22 protein-coding genes are annotated in these 21421 nt (G+C 68.3%); 14 read left to right on the forward strand and 8 right to left on the reverse strand.

What is annotated here, in order from left to right; all coding sequences use genetic code 11:
- Positions 1-14 precede the first annotated feature (14 nt).
- From pyrE to ED92_RS07390, 3 genes are all read left to right on the forward strand, one after another.
- Positions 15-578 carry an orotate phosphoribosyltransferase gene (pyrE, locus tag ED92_RS07380; protein WP_016338130.1) on the forward strand — a complete coding sequence of 188 codons (564 nt, stop codon included), beginning with the start codon at positions 15-17 and terminating at the stop codon, positions 576-578.
- Between the two features lie 118 nt (positions 579-696).
- Positions 697-1089 carry a DUF2784 domain-containing protein gene (locus tag ED92_RS07385; RefSeq protein WP_037334525.1) on the forward strand — a complete coding sequence of 131 codons (393 nt, stop codon included), beginning with the start codon at positions 697-699 and terminating at the stop codon, positions 1087-1089.
- A gap of 180 nt (positions 1090-1269) precedes the next feature.
- Positions 1270-1923: a TrmH family RNA methyltransferase gene (locus tag ED92_RS07390; protein ID WP_037334527.1), complete on the forward strand. Its 654-nt coding sequence runs from the start codon at positions 1270-1272 to the stop codon at positions 1921-1923.
- 70 nt (positions 1924-1993) lie between these two features.
- Here ED92_RS07390 and ED92_RS07395 read toward each other — a convergent pair whose 3' ends face one another.
- Positions 1994-4129 carry a molybdopterin oxidoreductase family protein gene (locus ED92_RS07395; protein WP_037334529.1) on the reverse strand — a complete coding sequence of 712 codons (2136 nt, stop codon included), beginning with the start codon at positions 4127-4129 and terminating at the stop codon, positions 1994-1996.
- Positions 4130-4202: 73 nt separating this feature from the next.
- Between ED92_RS07395 and ED92_RS07400 the strand changes: the two genes are divergently transcribed.
- Positions 4203-5219, forward strand: coding sequence for a glycoside hydrolase family 76 protein (locus ED92_RS07400; protein WP_037334531.1), 1017 nt, complete (start codon positions 4203-4205; stop codon positions 5217-5219).
- A gap of 13 nt (positions 5220-5232) precedes the next feature.
- Here the strand turns inward: ED92_RS07400 and ED92_RS07405 are convergent, their stop codons facing one another.
- The 3 genes from ED92_RS07405 to ED92_RS07415 form a co-directional block, all read right to left on the reverse strand.
- Positions 5233-5766: a GNAT family N-acetyltransferase gene (locus tag ED92_RS07405; RefSeq protein WP_037334533.1), complete on the reverse strand. Its 534-nt coding sequence runs from the start codon at positions 5764-5766 to the stop codon at positions 5233-5235.
- A 47-nt stretch (positions 5767-5813) separates the two neighbouring features.
- The gene (locus ED92_RS07410; protein ID WP_037334535.1) at positions 5814-6683 is read right to left on the reverse strand and encodes a LacI family DNA-binding transcriptional regulator; all 870 of its coding nucleotides are present in this window, start codon (positions 6681-6683) and stop codon (positions 5814-5816) included.
- Positions 6684-6771: 88 nt separating this feature from the next.
- Complete coding sequence (locus ED92_RS07415) at positions 6772-7806, reverse strand: LacI family DNA-binding transcriptional regulator (RefSeq protein WP_037334537.1); 1035 nt, start codon at positions 7804-7806, stop codon at positions 6772-6774.
- Between the two features lie 114 nt (positions 7807-7920).
- Between ED92_RS07415 and ED92_RS07420 the strand changes: the two genes are divergently transcribed.
- From ED92_RS07420 to ED92_RS07450, 7 genes are all read left to right on the forward strand, one after another.
- Entirely contained in the window at positions 7921-8937 is a 1017-nt protein-coding gene (locus tag ED92_RS07420) for a substrate-binding domain-containing protein (protein WP_037334539.1), read from the forward strand.
- A complete protein-coding gene (locus ED92_RS07425) occupies positions 8934-9923 on the forward strand; it encodes an ABC transporter permease (protein WP_037334541.1) in 990 nt (329 codons plus the stop codon). The genes ED92_RS07420 and ED92_RS07425 overlap by 4 nt, the downstream gene beginning before the upstream one ends.
- The gene (locus ED92_RS07430) at positions 9920-10726 is read left to right on the forward strand and encodes an ATP-binding cassette domain-containing protein (protein ID WP_037334543.1); all 807 of its coding nucleotides are present in this window, start codon (positions 9920-9922) and stop codon (positions 10724-10726) included. Before ED92_RS07425 ends, ED92_RS07430 begins: the two co-directional genes overlap by 4 nt.
- Before the next feature lie 2 nt (positions 10727-10728).
- On the forward strand, positions 10729-11604 hold the full coding sequence (locus tag ED92_RS07435) for a PfkB family carbohydrate kinase (RefSeq protein ID WP_037336195.1): 876 nt from the start codon (positions 10729-10731) through the stop codon (positions 11602-11604).
- Positions 11601-12248, forward strand: coding sequence for a nucleoside/nucleotide kinase family protein (locus ED92_RS07440; RefSeq protein WP_016338118.1), 648 nt, complete (start codon positions 11601-11603; stop codon positions 12246-12248). Before ED92_RS07435 ends, ED92_RS07440 begins: the two co-directional genes overlap by 4 nt.
- A gap of 7 nt (positions 12249-12255) precedes the next feature.
- A complete protein-coding gene (locus ED92_RS07445; protein WP_037334545.1) occupies positions 12256-13002 on the forward strand; it encodes an SDR family oxidoreductase in 747 nt (248 codons plus the stop codon).
- Positions 13003-13187: 185 nt separating this feature from the next.
- Complete coding sequence (locus tag ED92_RS07450; protein WP_005160702.1) at positions 13188-13601, forward strand: VOC family protein; 414 nt, start codon at positions 13188-13190, stop codon at positions 13599-13601.
- Here ED92_RS07450 and ED92_RS07455 read toward each other — a convergent pair.
- From ED92_RS07455 to ED92_RS07465, 3 genes are all read right to left on the reverse strand, one after another.
- Positions 13598-14266: a DedA family protein gene (locus ED92_RS07455; protein ID WP_037334547.1), complete on the reverse strand. Its 669-nt coding sequence runs from the start codon at positions 14264-14266 to the stop codon at positions 13598-13600. The two genes, ED92_RS07450 and ED92_RS07455, sit on opposite strands and share 4 nt — an antisense overlap.
- Positions 14267-14417: 151 nt before the next feature.
- The gene (locus ED92_RS07460) at positions 14418-16679 is read right to left on the reverse strand and encodes an MFS transporter (RefSeq protein ID WP_037334549.1); all 2262 of its coding nucleotides are present in this window, start codon (positions 16677-16679) and stop codon (positions 14418-14420) included.
- Between the two features lie 4 nt (positions 16680-16683).
- The gene (locus ED92_RS07465; RefSeq protein ID WP_037336196.1) at positions 16684-17202 is read right to left on the reverse strand and encodes a MarR family winged helix-turn-helix transcriptional regulator; all 519 of its coding nucleotides are present in this window, start codon (positions 17200-17202) and stop codon (positions 16684-16686) included.
- 192 nt (positions 17203-17394) lie between these two features.
- Between ED92_RS07465 and ED92_RS07470 the strand changes: the two genes are divergently transcribed.
- Positions 17395-17817 carry a PPOX class F420-dependent oxidoreductase gene (locus tag ED92_RS07470; RefSeq protein ID WP_037334551.1) on the forward strand — a complete coding sequence of 141 codons (423 nt, stop codon included), beginning with the start codon at positions 17395-17397 and terminating at the stop codon, positions 17815-17817.
- Positions 17818-17887: 70 nt separating this feature from the next.
- Here the strand turns inward: ED92_RS07470 and ED92_RS07475 are convergent, their stop codons facing one another.
- Positions 17888-18415: a TetR/AcrR family transcriptional regulator gene (locus tag ED92_RS07475; protein WP_037334553.1), complete on the reverse strand. Its 528-nt coding sequence runs from the start codon at positions 18413-18415 to the stop codon at positions 17888-17890.
- A gap of 88 nt (positions 18416-18503) precedes the next feature.
- Here ED92_RS07475 and ED92_RS07480 point away from each other — a divergent pair, with 88 nt between their 5' ends.
- The gene (locus tag ED92_RS07480; RefSeq protein ID WP_037334555.1) at positions 18504-19988 is read left to right on the forward strand and encodes an MFS transporter; all 1485 of its coding nucleotides are present in this window, start codon (positions 18504-18506) and stop codon (positions 19986-19988) included.
- Between the two features lie 19 nt (positions 19989-20007).
- Complete coding sequence (locus ED92_RS07485) at positions 20008-21396, forward strand: FAD-binding oxidoreductase (protein ID WP_037334557.1); 1389 nt, start codon at positions 20008-20010, stop codon at positions 21394-21396.
- Positions 21397-21421: the final 25 nt, after the last annotated feature.

Below are 21421 nucleotides of genomic sequence, written 5' to 3' on the forward strand. Positions count from 1 at the left end.
TAAGACTCTCGGCCGTGGCGTACCCCGGTGTTGATCAAGCGGCGAAACTCGAACTGGCGAGACTGGTCGGCGAACTCGCCGTCGTGCACGGCAAGGTGACCTTGTCCTCTGGCAAGGAAGCCGACTACTACATCGACCTCCGGCGGGCGACGCTGCATCACGCGGCCGCGCCGCTCATCGGGAAGCTGCTCCGGCAGCTCACGCACGACTGGGACTACGTCGCCGCCGGTGGCCTGACCCTCGGCGCGGACCCGGTGGCGCTGGCGATGCTGCACTCCGCGGCGACCGACGGCGTCGTGCTCGACGCGTTCGTCGTCCGCAAGGCCGTCAAGGAACACGGCATGCAGCGCCGGATCGAAGGCGTCGAGGTGCTGGGGCAGCGCGTGCTGGCCGTCGAGGACACCTCGACCACCGGCGGCAGCGTCCTCACCGCCGTCGAGGCGCTGCGCGAGGCCGGAGCGAACGTGGTCGGTGTCGCGACGGTCGTCGACCGGGACACCGGAGCGCGCGAGGCCATCGAGAAGGAAGGCCTCGAATACCGTTACATCCTGAACAAGGACGATCTCGGTCTGTCCTGAGTAAAGTCTCCCGAACGGGGCATCCTCTGTGCGAACGGAGGATGCCCCGTTTTTTCGTGAGCGTTTCTCAATACGAGAGGGGTAACGTCGCTGGTAGGGGTGTGAAAGGGGGCTTGAGGTGGCGGGTTTCCTGGCGAACGTGACAGTCGCGGTGCATATTTTCGCGCTGTTGTTCATAGGATTCGGCGGTTTCCTGGCGTGGCGGTGGCCGAAGGTGATCTTCGTGCATGTGTTCTTCGCCGCATGGGGTGTGCTCGTCAACGTCTTTCCCTGGCCCTGCCCGCTGACCGCGGCCGAGAACTACTTCCGGCACCAGCAGGGCCTCGGCGACCTGCCCGGCGGCTTCAACGCCTACTACCTCTACGACACCGTGTTCCCGCGTTCGTCGCTGCCGGTGGTCGTCGTGATCGCGATGGCGACGGTGATCGTGTCCTACGTCGGCGCGTACCAGCGCTGGCGTCACCGCCACCACGACGGGGACGCACCGGCGCACCGCGTCAGCATGGGTTAGTGGTCACCATCGGAAGTCCTCCGAGGGTCTCGACGGCCCAGCTTCCCGCTGGGCGCACGGCCGCGAGGCCCGAGTACGACCCGGTACGAGGACCTCGCGGCCGCGCACCCAGCGGAAACCTGAATCCGCCGAATACCCCCGAAGGACTTCCGATGGCGACCACTGGGTGACAATCACCGGGTGACTGAGAACGAGGCCGGGCCCACCGAATGGGTGGCGCGGGAAGAGGTCGGCGTCGGTCCGTGGGAGGGCGAGTGGCCCGCGGACGAGCGTTACGACCCGGAACTCCTGGCCAACGGTGATCGCCGCAACGTCGTCGACCCGTACCGCTACTGGCGGCGCGAGGCCATCGTGTCCGATGTGGACTCGCGGCGGCATCCGTTCCACGTGGCGATCGAGAACTTCCAGCACGACCACAACATCGGCACCGTGGTCCGGACGGCGAACGCGTTCGCCGCGGCGGCGGTGCACATCGTCGGGCGGCGGCGCTGGAACCGGCGCGGCGCCATGGTGACCGATCGCTATCAGCACCTTCTCCACCATGAGGACGTCAACGGCCTGCTGACCTTCGCCGCGACGGAAGGGCTCGCCGTGGTCGCGGTCGACAACACGCCCGGTTCGCAGCCCGTCGAGACCGCCGAACTGCCGCGCGAGTGTGTCCTGCTGTTCGGCCAGGAAGGGCCGGGGCTGTCGGCCGAGGCGCAGAAGACCGCGTCACTGGTCGTTTCGATCGCGCAGTTCGGCACGACCCGCTCGATCAACGCCGGCGTCGCCGCCGGGATCGTCATGCACGCCTGGGTCCGGCAGCACGCCGATCTCACCCAAGCCTGGTGACCCCCGCATTTCGTCCTCTGAATGCGATAGTTGCACGCGCAAGGACCGCATTCAGAGGACGAAACGCGGGCTAGACGGGGGCCACCTCCACCGGGATCCCGTTCAGGACAGCGTTCCCGGACGGCACATCGAGCAGGGTCTCGTCGGCGACCAGGTTCGAGTTGACCCCGGCGTGCGCGGCGGCGACCTTCGTCCGTGTTCCGTCGAGGTCGTGCCCCCAGCCGTGCGGCATGCTCACCACGCCGGGCCGGACGTCGGCCGTCACCTCCACCGGCGCTTCGAGCTTGCCCGCCCGCGAAGTCACCGACGCGAGCCCGCCGTCGGTCAGCCCGAGCCGGGAAGCGTCGTCCGGATGCACCTGCACGGTGCACCGGTTCCCGCCGCGCACCAGCGGCGTCAGGTTGTGCATCCACGAGTTGTTCGAGCTCAGATGCCGCCGCCCGATCAGCAGCAGCCCGCCGTCGGGCGCCTTGTCCAGCTCCGCGCGCAGCCGCGGCACGTCCTTCGTGATCGCCTCCGGGGCCAGTTCGACCTTCCCGCTCGCGGTGGCGAGCGCCTCGGGCAGCCGCGGCTTCAGCGCGCCGAGGTCGATGCCGTGCGGGGCGGCTTCGAGGTCGGCCAGGCTCAGCCCGTACGGTCCGCCGCGCAGCATCAGATCGATCATCCGCGCCGGTCCCGTACGACCTTCGGCCAGCGACAGATCGACGCCGGTGCGCCGCGCCGTTTCGCCCGCGACCATCGTGTCGAAGGCGGCGACGTCGACGTCCGGGCCCTGGCCGGCGGCGATCCCGGCCAGCCGCAGCAGGGTCACCCACTCCTGCGGCATATCCGTTTCGAGCGTCTGCGGCGTCCAGTTCGCGACATTGCGTACGGCGAGCGCGTACAACGCGACGTCGTAATGCGGCCGCTCCAGCGGCGACGGCCCGGGCAGGATGACGTCGGCGTGCCGTGTGGTCTCGTTGAGATACACGTCGAGCGAGACCATGAAGTCCAGCTGCCGCAACGCTTCCGATAGCCGCGCAGAGTTCGGCGTGCTCAGCGCCGGGTTGCCGCTGATGGTCACCAGCGCCCGCACCTGGCCTTCGCCCGGCGTCTCAATCTCGTCCGCGAGTGTGGCCACCGGTAGTTCGCCGAGCACCTCGGGATACCCGCGCACCCGGCTCGTCCAGCGGCCGCTGGTGAACGGCGAGGACCGGCGCGGCCGCCACAGGGCGGGCAGCGGGAACATCACGCCGCCTTCGCGATCGAGGTTGCCGGTCAGCGTGTTGAGGACGTCGACCAGCCAGCTCGTGATGGTGCCGTACGCCTGGGTCGTGGTGCCCATCCGGCCGTACACCGCGGCGCGTTCGGCGTCCGCGAGTTCGAGCGCGATACGGCGGATCTCGGCGGCGTCGATCCCGGTCGCGGGCGCGACCGCTTCCGGCGTGAACGGCTCCGCGAGCGCGCGGACCTCGTCGACACCGGCGACGTGCTCGCCGGAACGGACGCGGTTCTCCGCGAACAGGACGTTGACCAGCGCGAACAGGAACAACGCGTCGGTGCCGGGCCGGATCGCATGGTGCTCGTCGGCGAGCTGCGCGGTCCGGGTCCGCCGCGGATCGAGGACGACGATCTTGCCGCCGCGTTTCTGGATCCCGCGCAGCTTTCCGCGCGTGTCCGGGGCGGTCATCAGGCTTCCGTTGGACACCAACGGGTTCGCGCCCAGGATCAGCAGGTGCCCGGTGCGGTCGAGGTCGGCGACGGGGATGGTCTGCGGGTCGCCGAACAGGTAGCCGGAGGAAAAGTGCTTCGGCATCTGGTCGACCGTGGTCGCGGTGTAGAAGTTCCTGGTGCCCAAGGCTTTGAAGAACACGCGGCCGTAGAGCACCAGTGCCGCGTTGTGCACCGTCGGGTTGCCGGCGTAGACCGCGACGGCGTTCCGGCCGTGCTCGTCGATGATCGGCCGCAGCCGCCGGTCGATCTCGGCGAACGCCTCGTCCCAGGTTACCTCGACGAACTCGCCGTCCCGTTTGACCAGCGGCGCGGTGAGCCTGTCTGGGTCGTGGTGCAGCGCTCCGAGCGAAGCGCCCTTCGGGCAGATGTAGCCCTTCGAAAAGACGTCCTCGCTGTCGCCTCGAACCCGGGTCACCAGACTCTTCTCGTCGATCGTCACCTCCAGACCGCAGGTGGCTTCGCAAAGCGGGCAGGTCACGTGCGCCGTGGTCATGAAGCACCTCGCGGGTCCGGGAATCATCCCAACATACTGAGCGGTATGTCGGCGGGCAAGGGATGATGGCCCGATGACTGCTCTCGCCGACCGGGCCGCGACCGCCGAGCGCGCGATCCGCGACCGGCATCTGCGCCGCGTGTGGGGGCTGCCGGGGACCGTGCTGGGCCGCAGCGGCTGGCCGCCTTCGGCGGGGCAGCGCGTCCACTGGCACTGGAACTACTGGTGGCAGGCGCATCTGCTGGAGACGCTCGTCGACGCCCAGTTGCGGGAGCCGTCGCCGGATCGGCTGAAGCTGATCGACCGGTTCGTGGTGTCCGTGCGGCTGCGCAACTTCGGCAAGTGGATCAACGACTACTACGACGACATCGCCTGGCTCGGCCTCGCGCTGCAACGGGTGGGGCACCTAGGGCTGGACGTCCGCGGTGGGCTGGAGGCGATCAGTTCACGGCTGCGCGAAGGCTGGACCGACGACGCGGGGGGCGGGATCTGGTGGCGCGTCGGCGACGACTTCAAGAACGCGCCCGCGAACGGCCCGGCCGCGATCTTCCACGCTCGCGAAGGCTCGACACAGCACGCTCACGGCTTGACCGATTGGATGACCGAACGGCTCGTCGACCCGGAATCCGGGCTGGTGTGGGACGGCCTACGTGTTGGCAGTGGCGAACTGGTGAAGCATATTTTCACGTACTGCCAAGGTGTTTACCTCGGCGCCTGCCTCGAACTGTCCGAAATGGACAGAGTGGAGCACACGATCCACGCGGTCGCGGAGCACGTCGCGCCGAACGGCGTGATCAGAGGGCAGGAAGGCGGTGACGGCGGCCTGTTCGGCGGGATCCTGGCCCGATATCTGGCGCTCGCGGCGCCGCTGCTGCCGAGCGGCGTGGCGCGTGACCTGGTCATCCGGTCGGCTGACGCGTGCTGGTCGGGTGCCACCGAGACGCCGCACGGGCCGCTCTTCAGTGCCGACTGGGCGACTCCGGCGCCTTCGCTACCCCTCGCCGCCGACGCTCCCGAACGCGATCTGTCCGTCCAGGTGAGCGCGTGGATGCTGCTCGAAGCCGCGGCCACCCTGGAACACCGCATTTAGAGGACTAAACGCGTCACCAGACGTCGCCCGCCCGCCAGTCGCAGGTGATCTCCCCGTCCAGGTCCAGCGTGACCCCCACCGGCAGCACGTGGATCGACCCGTCCTCCTCCTTCGTCGCCTCGATGCCCGTAGGCGTCATGGCCGACGAAGTCCCGCGCCACAGCAGCCAGCCCCGCGACGCGTAGAACTCCAGTGCCTCGTCGGACGCCGAAAGCGCCCCGAGGTCGTACGCCTTCCGCAGGACCCGCTCGAGCGCGTCCATCATCGCGGCGCCATGCCCGCGCCGCCGGTGATCCGACCGGACGGCGACCGCCTCGATATAACCCGTGCGGAGGACCCGTCCGTCGTGCAAGAGCCGCCGCTGGACCAACGACGCGTGCCCGATCAGCTCGCCGGACTCCCAGACGAGCGTGTGCATGCCGCCGAGGGCGTTTTCCCAGTCGTGATCACTGAAATCGCCGTCGAAAGCGTCGTCCAGCAGAGCGCGTGCCGACGTCAGCACGCCTGCTTCGAGGTCGGCGGTGTGCACGGTCCACAGGTCGGTCATGCCGCCATCATCACCCGGCGGCGGGCTTCTCACCAGCGACTTGTGATTCAGCAGCCGCACGACTGCCGGTGGATGAACCGCGGCGCGAGCCGGACGGATTCAGGCCGTCGCTCCGGGTCGGTGATCCGGGCCAGCAGGAGTTCGACGGCCTTGCGCCCGATCTCCTCGATTGGCTGCGCCATCGTGGTGACCGCGGGGGTCACCTGCCCCGCCCACTCCATGTCGCCGTAGCCGACGATCGCGAGGTCGCGCCCGATCCGGATGCCGAGCCGGTGCGCCTCGTACTGGACGCCGATCATCATCGCCTCGCTCGCCACCACGAGCGCGGTCGGCGACGGCCAGCTGTCGAGCAGTTTCGCGGTCGCGGCGGCCGCCCCGCCGGGCGTCGACCGCCCGCACGCGACCAGCTGCGACGTCCACCGGAGGCCGGAGCGGCCGAGGCCGAGCCGGTAGCCCAGTGCCCGCTCCTCGTAGGTGGTCACGTCCTCTTCGCCGGAGATGAAGCCGATCTTGCGGTGCCGCAGCGCCGCCAGATGCCGCACGAGCGCGCACACGGCCTGGATGTTCTCGGAGCCGACCTGGTCGACGTCGTTGCGTCCGGCCATCCGGTCGACGAGCACGGTCGGCACGCCCATCCGGACCAGCCCGTTGATCACCGCTTCGTCGCCGGCCGCCGGGACAAGCAGGACACCGTCGACGCGGTCCGCCCGCAGCGCGCGGATGACCGCGGCTTCTTCGGCGACGCTGTCGCCGGTGTCGGCGAGGGTGATCTCGCAGCCGTGACGGCGCGCGGCGCGGCGGATGGCGCGGACGAGTTCACCCGAATACGGGTTCGCGTGCATCGCCATGGCCACCCCGAACCGGTGGGTGACAGGGGTGTCCTCCCACAGGGGTAACGCCGGGGACAATGCGGTCATCGCTCCACGCCTTCATCCGAGCTTGAATGACGGTAACGGCTGACGGAGCGTCACTCGGCGGCGAGACCGGAAAGTCTCCCAACAATCATCAATGTGAGTGAACGAGAGCGCATCCGCAGGACGCACGATGGCGGAGCGTAGGCGGAATCCGCATCGTCTGGGCCTTGCGTGCGGGATCGTTGATGCGGGCGAGCAACAGGCGCACCGCCTGTGTGCCTATCTCCTCGATCGGCTGGGCCATCGTGGTCAGCGGCGGATCGACCAGATCGGCCCACTCGACGTCGTCGTAGACCACCACCGGCAGGTCGACACCCGCGCGCAGGCCGCGGCGCCGCAGCTCGTGCAGCACGCCGACCATCATGGTGTCGTTGGCGACCACGAGCGCGGTCGGCGGCTCCGGGAGCGCGAGCAGCGTGCTCAGCGCGAGCGCGCCACCGGCCTGCGAAGACTGCCCGCACGCGACCAGGTCCTCCGACCAGGTCAAACCCGAGCGTCCGAGCCCCAGCCGATACCCGAGGATCCGCTCCTCGCTGGTGCTCAGCCCGGCCGTGCCGCTGATCATGCCGATCCGCTGATGCCCGAGCGACGCCAGATGCGCCGTCAGCGCCGACGTCGATTGGATGTTCTCCGCGCCGACCTGGTCGACGTCGGTACGCGTGGAGAGCCGGTCGATGAGCACGGTCGGGACGTCGAGCGAGACGAGCTCGCCGATCACCGAACCGTCGCCAGGCGACGGTGTGATCAGCAGCCCGTCGACCCGGCGCGAACGCAGCGTCCGCACGGTCTCACGCTCGGTGTCGACGGTGTCGTGCGTGTCCGCGAGCAAGACCGTGTACCCGGCCAGCGCGGCCTCGCGTTCGATCGCCTGGATCAGCACGGCGAAGTACGGGTTCGCGATCAGGGAGATCGCGACGCCGATCGACCGCGTCCCGCCGGTCACCAGCGAGCGGGCGATGGCGTCGCCGGTGTAGCCCGTCTGCTCGATCGCGCGCAGCACCGCCAGCTTGGTGTCCTCGGCCACCGCCCTCGTCCCGTTGACCACGTGGGAAACGGTGGTGATCGAGACTCCCGCCAGCTCGGCGATGTCGCGTTGGGTGGGACGGGACGAGCGAGACGGCGGCATTACCAATCCTCGTGAAGTCAGCTGGCAAGCGTTTGCGCAAACGCTTGCGACTGAGCATAACCCTGTCTACCTTCCGGTCCATCACGGACAGCCTTGAATCGGAGGGCATCCCCCATGAGACAGCGCAGTCTCGCCGCGCTCGCCATGGCCGCCGCGCTCGCGGTGACCTCGGCCGGGTGCACCGTCGAACGCCACTGGGGTGGCGGCTCGAACGCAGGCGGCGGTGGCAAGGCCAAGGTCGGCCTGGTCACCAAGACCGACACCAATCCCTACTTCGTGGAGCTGAGAGCGGCCGCCAAGGCCGCCGCCGAGGCCAACGGCGCGGAGTTCAGCGCGCTCGCCGGCCAGTTCGACGGCGACAACGACGGTCAGGTCCGCGCCATCGAGAACCTCATGCAGCAGGGTGCGAACACCATCCTGATCACGCCGAGTTCCTCGACCGGCGTCCTCGACGCGATCGATCGCGCCCGCAAGGCCGGGGTGCTGGTCATCGCGCTCGACACGGCGACCGAGCCGGACACCGCCGTCGACGCCACCTTCGCCACGGACAACTTCGAAGCCGGACGACAGCAGGGCGCGTACGTCAAGGCCGCCCTGAACGGCAAGCCGCCGAAGCTGTTCATGGTGGACGGCACCGCCGGGTCCACAGTGGACACCCAGCGGCACACCGGATTCCTCAAGGGTATCGGGCTCACCGACGCGTCGCCGGAGATCAAGGGCAAGACGCCCGCGAACGGCGACCAGAGCCTCGCGCAGCAAGGCGTCGAGAACCTGCTGCAGCGCACCACCGACATCAACGCCGTCTACACGATGAACGAGCCGATGGGCCGCGGCACGTACGCCGCGCTCCAGGCCCGCGGTCTGGTGGACCGGATCGTGATGGGCTCGATCGACGGCGGCTGCGAAGGCGTCAAGAACGTGCGCGACGGCCAGTACGCCGCGACGGTCATGCAGTTCCCCAAGAAGATGGCCGAGCAGGGCGTCCTCGCCGCCGTCGAATACGCCAAGACCGGGAAGAAGCCGAGCGGGTTCGTCAACACCGGATCCGCGGTGATCACGGACAAGCCGATCCCCGGCGTGGAAAGCCAGGACACCAAGTGGGGCCTCGAGAACTGCTGGGGGACGAAGTGACTACCGCAACCCTCAAAGGCAACGAACGCCCGTCCATCGGTGAGTTCTTCCTGCGCGCGCCCGCGGTCGGGCCCGCGCTGGCCCTGCTCGTCGCGATCGTGGTGTTCTCGCTGTCGACGGACACCTTCCTCGACCTCGACAATCTTTCCCTTGTGGTACAACAGTCCCTGGTGGTCGGCACGCTCGCGCTCGGGCAGACGCTGATCATCCTGACCGCGGGGATCGACCTGGCCAACGCGGCCGCGATGGTGCTGGCGACGCTGATCATGGCGAAGCTCGTGGTCGGCGGCGTCTCCGGGATCTGGGCACTGCTGCTGGGAATCGTGGCGACCGTGGTGATCGGGATGGTCACCGGTTCGCTGGTCACCCGGATCAAACTGCCGCCGTTCATCGTCACGCTCGGCCTGCTGACCGTGCTCACCGCGGCCGCGAAACTGTTCGCGAGCGGGCAGGCCGTCCCGGTCGCCGACGAACTGCTCAAATGGCTCGGCACCCGCCGGTACCTCTTCGGCGGCATCCCGATCACCTACGGCATGACGCTCGCCTTGCTGATGTACCTGGGACTTTGGTACGCGCTCACGCGGACGCCGTGGGGCAAGCACGTCTACGCGGTCGGCAACGCGCCGGAATCCGCGCGGCTGTCCGGGATCAAGGTCAACCGGACGATCCTTTCGGTGTACATCGTCGCCGGGGTGATCGTCGGGATCGCCGCCTGGCAGGCGCTCGGCCGCGTGCCGAACGCCGACCCGAACGCCTTCCAGCTCGGCAACCTCGACTCCATCACCGCGGTGGTGCTCGGCGGCGCGAGCCTGTTCGGTGGCCGGGGTTCGGTACTCGGCACGATGATGGGCGCGCTGGTCGTCGCGGTCCTGCGGTCCGGGCTGACCCAGCTCGGGGTGGACGCGCTCTACCAGGACGTCGCCACCGGCGCCCTGCTCATCGGCGCGGTCTGCGTCGATCGGTTCGCGAGGAGGCAGCAGTCATGACGACGCCCACGTTGTCCGCTCAGGGACTGGTCAAACGCTACGGCCGGGTCACCGCCATCGACGGCGCCGACTTCGAGCTGTTCCCCGGTGAAGTGCTCGCCGTCGTCGGCGACAACGGTGCCGGGAAGTCGAGCCTCATCAAAGCCCTTTCGGGCGCGGTGATCCCGGACTCCGGAGAGATCAAAGTGGACGGTCAGACCGTCCACTTCAAGTCCCCTTTGGACGCTCGGCACTACGGGATCGAGACGGTGTATCAGGATCTCGCCGTCGCCCCCGCGCTCGACATCGCGTCGAACATGTTCCTCGGCCGGGAAAAGCGGCGCACGGACCTGTTCGGGCAACTGTTCCGGAAGCTGGACACCGCGACCATGCGGGCCGACGCGCAGAGGATCCTGGACGAGCTCGGCATCAACATCAAATCCATCACGCAGCCGGTGGAGACGTTGTCCGGCGGGCAGCGCCAGGGTGTCGCGGTCGCGCGGGCGGCGGCCTTCGGCACCAAGGCGGTGATCATGGACGAGCCCACCGCGGCGCTCGGCGTCGCCGAATCGGGCAAGGTGCTCGACCTGATCAACCGCATCCGCGAACGCGGCCTGCCGGTGGTGCTGATCAGCCACAACATGCCGCACGTGTTCGACATCGCCGACCGCATCCACGTGCACCGCCTCGGAAAGCGGGTCGCGGTGGTCTCACCGAAGACGCACACTATGAACCAGGTCGTCGGCCTGCTCACGGGTGCGCTGAAGATCGGTGAGAACGGCGAGGTCGAAGAGGTCGCTTCAGCCGTCCACACCGGACTGTAGTGATGCGAGTGCTGCTGGCGGGCCTGTGCACCGTCGACCAGATTCAGCGCGTCGCCGAGATCCCGGCGCCGGGCGAGAAGGTGCGTTCGCTGTCGATGGACGTCGCCGCCGGGGGGCCGGCGACGAACGCGGCGGTGACCGTGGCCGCGCTCGGCGCCGGGGCGACGTTGCTGACGGTCGCCGGTGCGCATCCGCTGGCGGCACTCGCCCGCGCCGACCTCGAGGCGCACGGCGTCGACCTGGTCGACCTCGATCCCGAACGACCCGATCCACCCGCGATCAGCGCCATCGTCGTCCGTGACTCCGACGGGGAACGCACCGTCGTCTCGCGCAACGCCCACGCCTCCTCGCGTTTCGTCCTCTCGATGCGGTCCTTGCATGCGCAACTACCGCATTCAGAGGACGAAATGCCGGGGTGTGTGCTCCTGGACGGGCACCATCCGGAGGTCGCGCTGGCGGTCGCGCGCTGGGCGAAGGACCGGAAGGTGCCGGTGGTGCTCGACGCCGGGAGCTGGAAGCCGGTCTTCCCCGAACTCCTCCCGCTGGTCGACGTCGCCGCGTGCTCGTCGCTGTACCGCGGGGACGATCCCCGCGAGCACGGCGTGCCGGTGGTCGTCACGACCGCCGGGCCCGAACCGGTCCGCTGGTCGACGACGGACGGATCCGGTGCAGTTCCCGTTCCCGGCGCGCGGGCGCGTGACACGCTGGGCGCGGGCGACGTCTGGCACGGAGCTTTCGCGTACGCGGTCGCCAGGGGCACAGGGGATGTCCCGGGCTGGATCGGGTTCGCCAACGAGGTGGCCGCCGAACGGGTGCGGCATGAAGGACCGAGGTCGTGGACGGCCGCGGTCGCGAAGATGGGAGAAGGACAGCCATGAGTGCCATGCCTCCGGTGTTCGAGGACCTGTTGAGCAGGGCTCAGACGCTGGCGAAGCCGGGACAGCGCAGTGTGCTCGGCATCGTCGGCGCCCCCGCGTCCGGCAAGACGACGCTGGCCTGGGGCCTGGCGAAGGCGCTGGGCACGCGGGCGGCCGTGGTCGGGATGGACGGGTTCCACCTGGCGCAGGTCGAACTGCAGCGGCTCGGGCGGGTGGAGCGCAAGGGCGCGCCGGACACCTTCGACGCCGCCGGGTACGTGCACCTGCTGCGCAGGCTCGCCGAAGGCCGCGAGACCGTGTACGCGCCCGAGTTCCGCCGGGAGATCGAGGAGCCGATCGCCGGTGCCGTCGCGGTCACGCCGGACGTCCCGCTGGTCATCACCGAGGGCAACTACCTGCTCATGCAGGACGACCCGTGGAGTGGCGTGAAGCCGATCCTCGCCGAGTCGTGGTTCCTCGCGCCGGACGAACCCGAGCGCATCGAGCGGCTCGTCTCGCGGCACCGCCGCTACGGCCGTTCGCTGGTCGAAGCGCGTCGCCGCGCGCTCGGTTCCGACCAGCGCAACGCCGACCTGATCGCGTCCACCAGTGGCCGGGCCGACCTGGTCCTCGAGAACCTGCCGCTGGTCAACTTCGCCATATGATCCGGTCATGACTGGGGTTCTCGTCGTCACCGGCGGAAGCAAGGGCATCGGCGCGGCGGTCTGCGAACTGGCCGCCGCGCGCGGATACGACGTCGTCGTCAACTACGCGGGCGACGCCGAAGCGGCCGAAGACGTCGCTTCGCGCGTCCGGAAGCACGGCGTCCAGGCGATCACCCAGCGCGGTGACGTCGCGTCCGAAGACGACGTGGTGGCCCTGTTCGACGCCGCCGTCGCGCTCGGCCCACTCGCCGGGGTGGTCGCGAACGCGGCCATCACCGGCAACACCCCCGGCCGCTTCGACGAGTACGAGGTCGATGTCGTCCGCCGCGTGGTCGACGTCAACGTCACGGGAGTCTTCCTGTGCGTCCGCGAGGGCATCCGCCGGATGTCCACCCGGTACGGCGGTGCGGGCGGCTCGATCGTCACGCTGTCTTCGACCGCCGCGAAAACCGGTTCACCCGGGGAATGGGTCCATTACGCGGGCACCAAGGCGGCGGTGGAAACGATGACCTACGGCGTCGCGCAAGAAGTCGCGAAAGAGGCCATCCGGGTCAACGCCGTCGCGCCGGGCATGATCCACACCGGATTGCACGCCGCGGCGGGGATGCCCGACCGCATGGACCGGATCGCCCCCACCATCCCGATGGGACGGGCGGGTGAACCCGGCGAAGTCGCGGAAGCCGTGCTGTGGCTGCTTTCCCCGGCGGCGTCGTACACCACCGGGACGGTGCTGACCGTCGGCGGAGGACGTTGACACCCGGGGCCACGGACCGGTCACGGGGCGATATCGGGTCCGCGTGCGGTTCAGCCACTTTTCAACACGCTTTCCCGGCGGATATCACGATTCATGTGGGAAGTCGGCGGATCACCTCGTGGCCCGAGGCGCCTGTGTCACCCTGGTGGCGCCCCCAAGCTTCTTGATCAGGACGGTCATCCCCGATGTCCAAGCTCATGTCTGTGCACCACCTGGCACTCACCGTGACCGATGTGGACCGGAGCGTGCCCTGGTACGCCCGTGTGCTCGAACTCGAGGAGTTCACGCGGCGCGAAGACCCGGAGACGGGCCTGCGGAAGGTCGTGCTCAGGTCGCCGAGCGAAGGTTTCGCCGTGGTGCTCGTCGAGCACCAGGACACCGAGCGGCCGCGGTTCGACGAACGACGGACAGGTCTGGACCACGTGGCGTTCAAGGTCTCGTCGCGGTCGGAACTGGCCGAATGGGAAGCGCGGCTCTCGGAATACGGCGTCGTCTATTCGCCGTCGAAGGGATCGCGGACCTTGGAAGGCTCGTCGGTCATCGTGTTCCGCGACCCCGATGGGATCCAGCTGGAGATCTGGGCTGACCCCGAGGTTTAGGTGGTGCTCTGTTCCGGCTCTTCGGCGGGGCGCCGCATCTCCTGGCGGTAGCGGATGAAGCCGTAGGCCGTACCCACCACGAAGAACGCGATGCTGATCCACAAGGCCGCCGTCTTGACCCACGGCAGCTGGTCGAGCAGGCCGGCGCCGTAGTAGCCGAGCAGGACCAAGGTCGGCACCCAGAGCAGCCCGCCGAGCGCGGTCGCGAGGGCGAAACGCCGCGGATCCATCCGCGCGGTCCCCGCGATGAGCGGCGCCAGCGTGCGGATCCACGGGATCCAGCGCGCGGCGACGATGGCGAAGAAACCCTTGCGATCCAGGAACGCCCTGGCGCGGTCGAGGTTGTGCCGGTTCAGCACCTTGCCGCCGCGGCGGGCGATCAGTTTCGTGCCCGTGCCCCGGCCGATGTAATAACCCACCTGGTTGCCGAGGATCGCGACGAGCAGCGCGGCGGCCGAGAGCAGCCACGCGTTCAGGTCGGAGCCGTGCTGCGCGAGGACGACTCCGGCCGCGAACAGCAGGGAGTCGCCGGGCAGGAACAGCCCGATGATCAGCGCGCACTCCACGAAGATGAAGCTCAGCACGATCACCCAGACGAGCACCGGCCCGGCGGTGTCGAGCCAGCTCACCCCGATGCCCGCGGCCTCGGTGTACACCTCACTCACGACGCGAGCCTACGTGTACTCGGCGAACCGCACTTCACCGAACGGTGGAATCGGGGTGTCCTGACTGTCCCGGTGATGCCTTCCCCGAGTGCAATGAAAGGTCCTTTCCTCGCAAATTTCGCGAGGAAAGGACCTTTCATTGCGTTGGTGACTAGTGCTCGACGAGCTCGTCGAGCGCCTGGTCGTAGCTCAGCCGGACGTCGTGTTCGGCCTGGTCACCGCCCAGCAGCTCCACCCGGCTGGTCGCCGGCGGGTAGCCGCTGGCGATCACCGTGTAGGTCCCGGCGGGCAGGTCGCTGACCGTGTAGTTGCCCTCCGCGTCGGTCCTCGCCACGGCGGCGACGCCGCCCGAGGAGTCGAGCACGGTGATCCGCGCGTCCGGCACCACCCGGTCGCCGTCGGTACGCGCGACCCCGCTCAGCAGGATCGTGCTGACCAGTTCGACGTCGTGGCGCAGCATCCCGGAGCCGGTGGCGGTCAGCGTCGCCGCGACCGGCCGGAACCAGCGGCCGCTGGCGACGATCGTGTACCGCCCGCCCACGATGCCGGCGAACGAGTAGACGCCGTTCTCGTTGGTGTGCGTCCTGGCCACCTGATTGCCGTTGTGGTCGATCAGGGTCAGCGCCGCCCCCGCGACGTTCGTGGCGTCGTCCCGGCGGACGTGCCCGCTGATCTGCGCGGATCCCGCCCGGTAGGCGCCGTTCCCGTTGGCCAGCGCGTGCTTGCCGGGCTCAACGGGCGCGGTCACCACGGTCTTCTCGGAAGCCGTCTCGACAGGCACGTCTTCCTCTTCGAGGAGTGCTTCGCCGCCTTCGAGCGCCGATGCCGCCGAAGGAGCCGAGCCGCCGAGCAGCGGGATCTCCTTCATGAACATCAGCACCAGCGTCGCCAGCAGCGCGACCGCACCCGCCACGTAGAACACCGTGGTGATCGACTCGGTGAAGCCGATCAGCACCGGGGTCTTGATGGCCTCGGGCAGGCCCGCGATACCGCTCGTGTTCGACTGGATGTCGCCCAGCGCCGCCGCGCCGGGGCCGCTCGGCGGGTTGCCGCCGAACGCCTTGGTGATGTTGCCCGGCAGGACGTTGAACAGGATCGTCAGGAACACCGCGACACCCGCGGTACCACCGATCTGCCGGAAGAACGTCGCCGACGCGGTCGAGACGCCCATGTCGCTGCGCGGGCCCGCGTTCTGCACCGCGATGATCAGCGTCTGCATGCAGGCACCGAGGCCGAGACCGATGATCGCGGCCGCGACCAGCGGGTGCCACAGCGCGCTGTTGTACTCGACCTGCGCGAAGAAGAACGCGCCGCCCGCGATCAGCAGCGTGCCGACCACCGGGAACACCTTGTAGCGCCCGGTCTTGCTGGTGATCTGGCCCGAGATGATCGAACCGCTCATGATGCCCGCCATCAGCGGGATCATCAGCAGACCCGATTCGGTCGGCGAGAACTCCTGGACCACCTGCATGTACTGCGGGATCATCATGATCGCGCCGAACATCGCGACACCGACGATGATGCCGCCGACGATCGCGACCGTGAAGGTCGAGTTCTTGAACAGCCGCAACGGGATCAGCGCCGCGTCCTTCATCAGCTTCTCGATGAAGACGAAGGCGATCACGCCGATACCGCCGATGATGTAGCAGATGATCGCGTTCTGCGAGCCCCAGCCCCACTTGTTGCCCTGCTCGGCGACGATCAGGAACGGCACCACGGCGACGACGAGCGCGAGCCCGCCCCACCAGTCGATCTTGTGGTCGTGGCGCTGGTGCGGCACGTTGAGCACGCGGGCCACCACGAACAGCGCGACGATCGCGATCGGCACGTTGATCAGGAACACCCAGCGCCAGCCGGCGATGTCGTAGCCGAAGACGCTGCCGAGCTTGTCGAAGTCGGCGAAGAAGCCGCCGAGCACCGGGCCGAGCACGGTGGAGATACCGAACACGGCGAGGAAGTAACCCTGGTAGCGGGCGCGTTCCCGCGGCGGCACGATGTCGCCCATGATCGTCATCGCCAGCGACATCAGACCGCCGGCGCCGAGGCCCTGGATCGCGCGGAACGCGGCCAGTTCGTACATCGACGTCGCGAACGCCGAAGCGATCGAGCCGACCAGGAAGATCGAGATCGCCGCGATGTAGAACGGCTTGCGCCCGTAGATGTCGGACAGCTTGCCGTAGATCGGCGTGACGATCGTCGAGGTGATCAGGTAGGCCGTGGTGATCCAGGCCTGCAGGTCGAAACCGTTGAGGTCATTGGCGATCCGGACGATCGAGGTACCCACGATCGTCTGGTCGAGCGCGGCCAGGAACATGCCCGACATCAGGCCGATCAGGATCGTGACGATCTGACGGTGACTGAGCCGGGGTCCGTCTTCCGAGACGGAGGGTGGACTTTCTACGGTGGAACTCATTGCTTCAGGCCCCCTTGGCCTTCGACGCCGACGCGGGGTCGGCGAACTGTGGAGATGTTTTTTCGAGGTCGTCGTTCAGCCGGTGGAACAGCGAGTTGAGGGTCTTCCGGTCGTCGTCGGACCAGTCGCCGAGCACCTCGGCGAGCCACTGGTTCCGCTGCTTGCGGTTCTCCTCGAACACCCGGAGCCCTTCGGCGGTCGGTGCGAGCAGGCAGGCGCGGCCGTCTTCGGGGTCGGCCAGGCGTTCGACCAGTCCGTGCTGGACGAGGGAACTCGACTGCCTGCTGATGGTCGAGATCTCGGAGTGCAGGAACTCGGCGAGTTTGCTGGTCCGCTGGGGGCCGACGTGGATGAGGCAGAAGAGGATCGCGTACGCGGCCCGCTCGATGCCGTCCGGTCCCTGCTTGGACACCTGGGACTTGGCCCGGTTGACCAGGCGCACGAGCCGCACGAGCTCATGCCCGAGGGTGTCGGCCAGATCGAGGTCGGATTTCGACCTGGTGCCGGGTGTCGTGGGTGTCATGGTGGTCTCTCTCGCCGGTTGCTTGGTCACTGCAACTAGTTGTCTAGAGCAAGGATGTTCCTCTCAAAGGAGGTTCGCAAGGAGAAAACGATGTTGTGTGTCGGATGACACTTTAGTTGCCGCATGCAAGCACATTTATTCGTGCATGTTTGTCCGATTCGCCCTGAGCTGCACTTTTGCTTTGATGGAGTCATGACCGACTCCGCGCTCTACGCGATCCTCGCCGCCCGAAACTTCGGCACCCTCGCCACCATCAAACGAGACGGGCGGCCCCAGCTGTCGACCGTCAACTACCTCTACGACGCGGACGCCGGCGCGATCCTGATCTCGATCACCGCGCCGCGGGCCAAGACCAAGAACCTCCAGCGTGATCCGCGGGCGACGTTCCACGTTTCGACCGAGAGCGGCGATGGCTACGTCGTCGTCGAGGGCCCGGCGGTGCTCACGCCGACCGCCGCTTCGCGTGACGACGCGACCGTCGACGCGCTCGTGGACCACTACCGGCGGGCGCGGGGCGAGCATCCGGACTGGGACGAGTTCCGCGACGCCATGGTCGCCGACCAGCGGGTGCTGCTGACCATCCCGATCGAGCGCGTCTACGGGCTCCAGATGTAGGTGCCCCGCATTTAGTCCTCTGGATGCGGTAGTTGCACGCGCAAGGGCCGCATCCAGAGGACTAAATGCATCAGCGGGCGATGCGGGCCTTGATCTCGTCGAGCCGGTCGAGGAGCGGGCTCGCGTCGTCCCGGCCGAGCGCGGCCCGCAGATAGAGGCCGTCGCCCACCAGGATGACCAGTTCGGCGGTCAGCGGGTCGTCGACGTGCTCGCTGATCAGGTCGTGGACCTTCTGGTTGTAGATCTGCACGACCTCGGAGACCCGGGGCTCGTTGAGCATGATCCGGATCGTCGCCATGGTCGTGCGATGCAGTGCCTTCTGCTGCGTGACGTCGGTGATCGCGGTCCGCAGATACCAGGAGACGACGCCTTCAGGCGCCTTCCGCGCCTCTTCGAGATCCGCTTCCGACAGCGTGGCCAGACGTTCCATCAGGCCTTCGACCAGGGCTTCCTTGGAACCGAAGTGATAGAGCAGGCCGCCCTTCGACACCCCGGCGTGCGCGGCGACGGCGTCGAGGGTGACCCCGCCGGGGCCTTGCTCGATGAGGATCTCCTCGTACGAGTCGAGGATGCGTTCCTTCGCGGTGGGCTTCGCCATATCAGTTGACTATACCGTCTGGACGGTTTACCTTCGAACGAGGCGGTAACTGTACCGTCCAGACGGTTTAGCTAAAGGAGAGTGCGCCATGGCGGGGCGCAAGCAGTGGTGGGCGTTGGCGGTACTGGTGCTTCCGGTGCTGCTGATCAGCGTGGACATGACGGTGCTCGGGTTCGCGCTGCCGTTCCTGTCCGAGGATCTGGCGCCCACCGGTGCGGAGCAGTTGTGGATCGTCGACATCTACTCGTTCATGCTGGCGGGCCTGCTGGTCCTGATGGGCACGCTCGGCGACCGCATCGGCCGTCGCAAGCTGCTGCTCATGGGTGCCGCGGCGTTCGGTGCCGCGTCGGTGCTCGCGGCCTTCTCGACCAGCGCGTTCATGCTGATCATCGCCAGGGCGCTGCTCGGCGTCGGTGGTGCGACGCTGATGCCGTCGACGCTGTCGCTGATCCGCAGCATCTTCGTCGACGCCAAACAGCGGCGAATCGCCATCGCGGTGTGGAGCGCCGGGTTCTCCGGCGGGATGGCGCTCGGGCCGGTGCTCGGCGGCTGGCTGCTGGAGCACTTCTGGTGGGGTTCGGTGTTCCTCATCAACGTCCCGGTGATGCTGGTGCTGCTGATCGTCGGACCGTTCGTGCTGCCGGAGGCGCGTGACCCGAAGCCGGGCCGGTTCGACCCGCTGTCGGCGCTGCTGTCGCTGGCCGCGATGCTGCCGGTGGTCTACGGCATCAAGCTGGTCGCCGAACACGGCTTCACGGTGAAGGCCGCCGTCAGCGTCGTGATCGGGCTCGGCCTCGGTGTCGTGTTCGTCCGCAGGCAGAACAGCCTGGACGAGCCGATGCTCGACCTGAAGCTGTTCTCGAACCGGGCCTTCAGCGGCTCCGTCGTGACGAACATGCTCGGCGTGTTCGCCATGGTCGGCCTGCTGTTCCTGGTGCCGCAGTATCTGCAGCTGGTGCTCGGGCTGAGCCCGGTCGTCGCCGCGCTGTGGATGCTGCCGGCGACGGTCGCCGGGATCGCGGGTGCGCTTCTCGCGGCTTGGCTCGCGAAGCGGATCCGGGTGTCCTTGCTGGTCAGTGGCGGTCTCTTGGTCGCGGCGGTCGGCTTCCTGGCGTTGACCCAGGTGTCGTCCGGCGGTGGGCTCGCGTACGTCGTCGTGGCGTTCACGCTGCTCGGGGGCGGTGTGGCCCTGTCGGAGACGTTGACGAACGACCTGGTCATCTCGGCCGCTCCGGCCGAACGGGCGGGCGCCGCGTCGGCGATTTCCGAAACCGGGTTCGAGCTGGGTGGCGCGCTCGGTACGGCCATCCTCGGCAGTGTCGCGACCGCGGTCTACCGGTCCGGTCTGCCGGAGGGGACGGCCGAGTCCGCCCGGGACACGCTGGGTGGCGCGGTGGCGACCGCGCAGCAACTCGACCCCGCCGCGGGGCAGGCGCTCCTGGAGTCGGCCCGCGAGGCCTTCACCCAGGGGATGCACGTCACCGCATGGGCAGGCGTGGCCGTGCTCGTCTATACAGGTGTTCAGGCCTTCGTTCTGCTAGATCGGAAAAAAAATTCCGCAGTGCGGAGCTGATCCGGCTTACCATGAGGGCATGAACAACCATGCCCTGGTCACCCGCCTCCGCGAGCAGCTCGGCGACGCCGCGGTGCTCACCGACACCGATGTCACGGACGCCTACTCGCGCGACATGATGCCGCTGGCGGCCAGCGGCAAGCCGCTCGCGGTGGTCCTGCCGTCCGACGTGGAAGGTGTGCAGGCCGTGGTCAAGGCCTGCGCGGAGTTCGAGGTGCCGATCGTGCCCCGCGGCGCCGGCAGTGGTCTGTCCGGCGCCGCGAACGCGATCGACGGCTGTGTCGTGCTGGTGCTGACGAAGCTCGACCAGATCGTCGAAATCGACGAAGGCAACCGGCTCGCCGTCGTGCAGCCCGGCGTGGTGAACCTCGATTTCCGCAACGCGGTGGAGAAGCACGGCCTGTTCTATCCGCCGGACCCGTCCAGCTACGACTGGTGCACCATCGGCGGGAACCTGTCCACCAACGCCGGTGGACTCTGCTGCGTGAAGTACGGCGTCACCACGGATTCCGTGCTGGGACTGGAAGTCGTGCTCGCCGACGGCTCCGTGCTGAAGACCGGGCGCCGCACGGTGAAGGGCGTCGCGGGGTACGACCTCGCGCGGCTCTTCGTCGGCAGTGAGGGCACGCTCGGCGTGATCACGCAGGCGACCGTCGCGCTGAAACCGTTGCCACAGCTGCCTTCCACGCTCGTCGCCGCCTTCAACAGCACGGAGGCCGCGGGCGAGGCCGTCGCGCGGGTCGTGCGCGAAGGTCTGGTGCCGTCGCTGATGGAGATCATGGACGCGACGTCCATCAAGGCCGCCGAGGCGTACCTCAAGACCGACCTCGGCACGAGTTCGGACTGCAAGGCCTTGCTGCTCGCGCAATCCGACTCCGGCGGCGAGGTCGCGCGGAAGGAACTCGCGGTGCTGGAACAGATCTGCGTCGACTGCGGCGCGGATCTGGCCTATGCCACCGAAGATCTCGAAGAGGGCAAGATGCTGCTGCAGGCGCGGCGGGTCGTGCTCACCGCGCTGGAAATGTACGGCGTCTGGCTGACCGACGACGTCTGCGTGCCGCGTACGCGGATCGCCGAACTGATCGCCGGCTGCGAGCGGATCAGCGAAGAGGTGGGGCTGCGGATCGCCGTCGTCGGCCACGCCGGTGACGGGAACATGCACCCGACGATCGTCTACGCGCCCGATTCCGAGGAGGAGTTCGCCCGCGCGCGGGTCGCCTTCGACGCGATCCTCGACGTGGCCCTGTCGCTGGGCGGGACGGTCACCGGCGAGCACGGCATCGGCCGGATCAAACGCGAGTGGCTGGCCAAGGAGATCGGCGAGGTCGGCATCGCTGTGCACCGGCAGATCAAGCGGGCGCTGGACCCGGGGAACCTCTTCAACCCGGGCTCGATGTTCTCCCTCTGAACGCCATGAACGGTCCGTTCCTTGC

It is taken from the genome of Amycolatopsis sp. MJM2582, from assembly GCF_000754115.1.
GTDB classification, from domain to species: domain Bacteria; phylum Actinomycetota; class Actinomycetes; order Mycobacteriales; family Pseudonocardiaceae; genus Amycolatopsis; species Amycolatopsis japonica.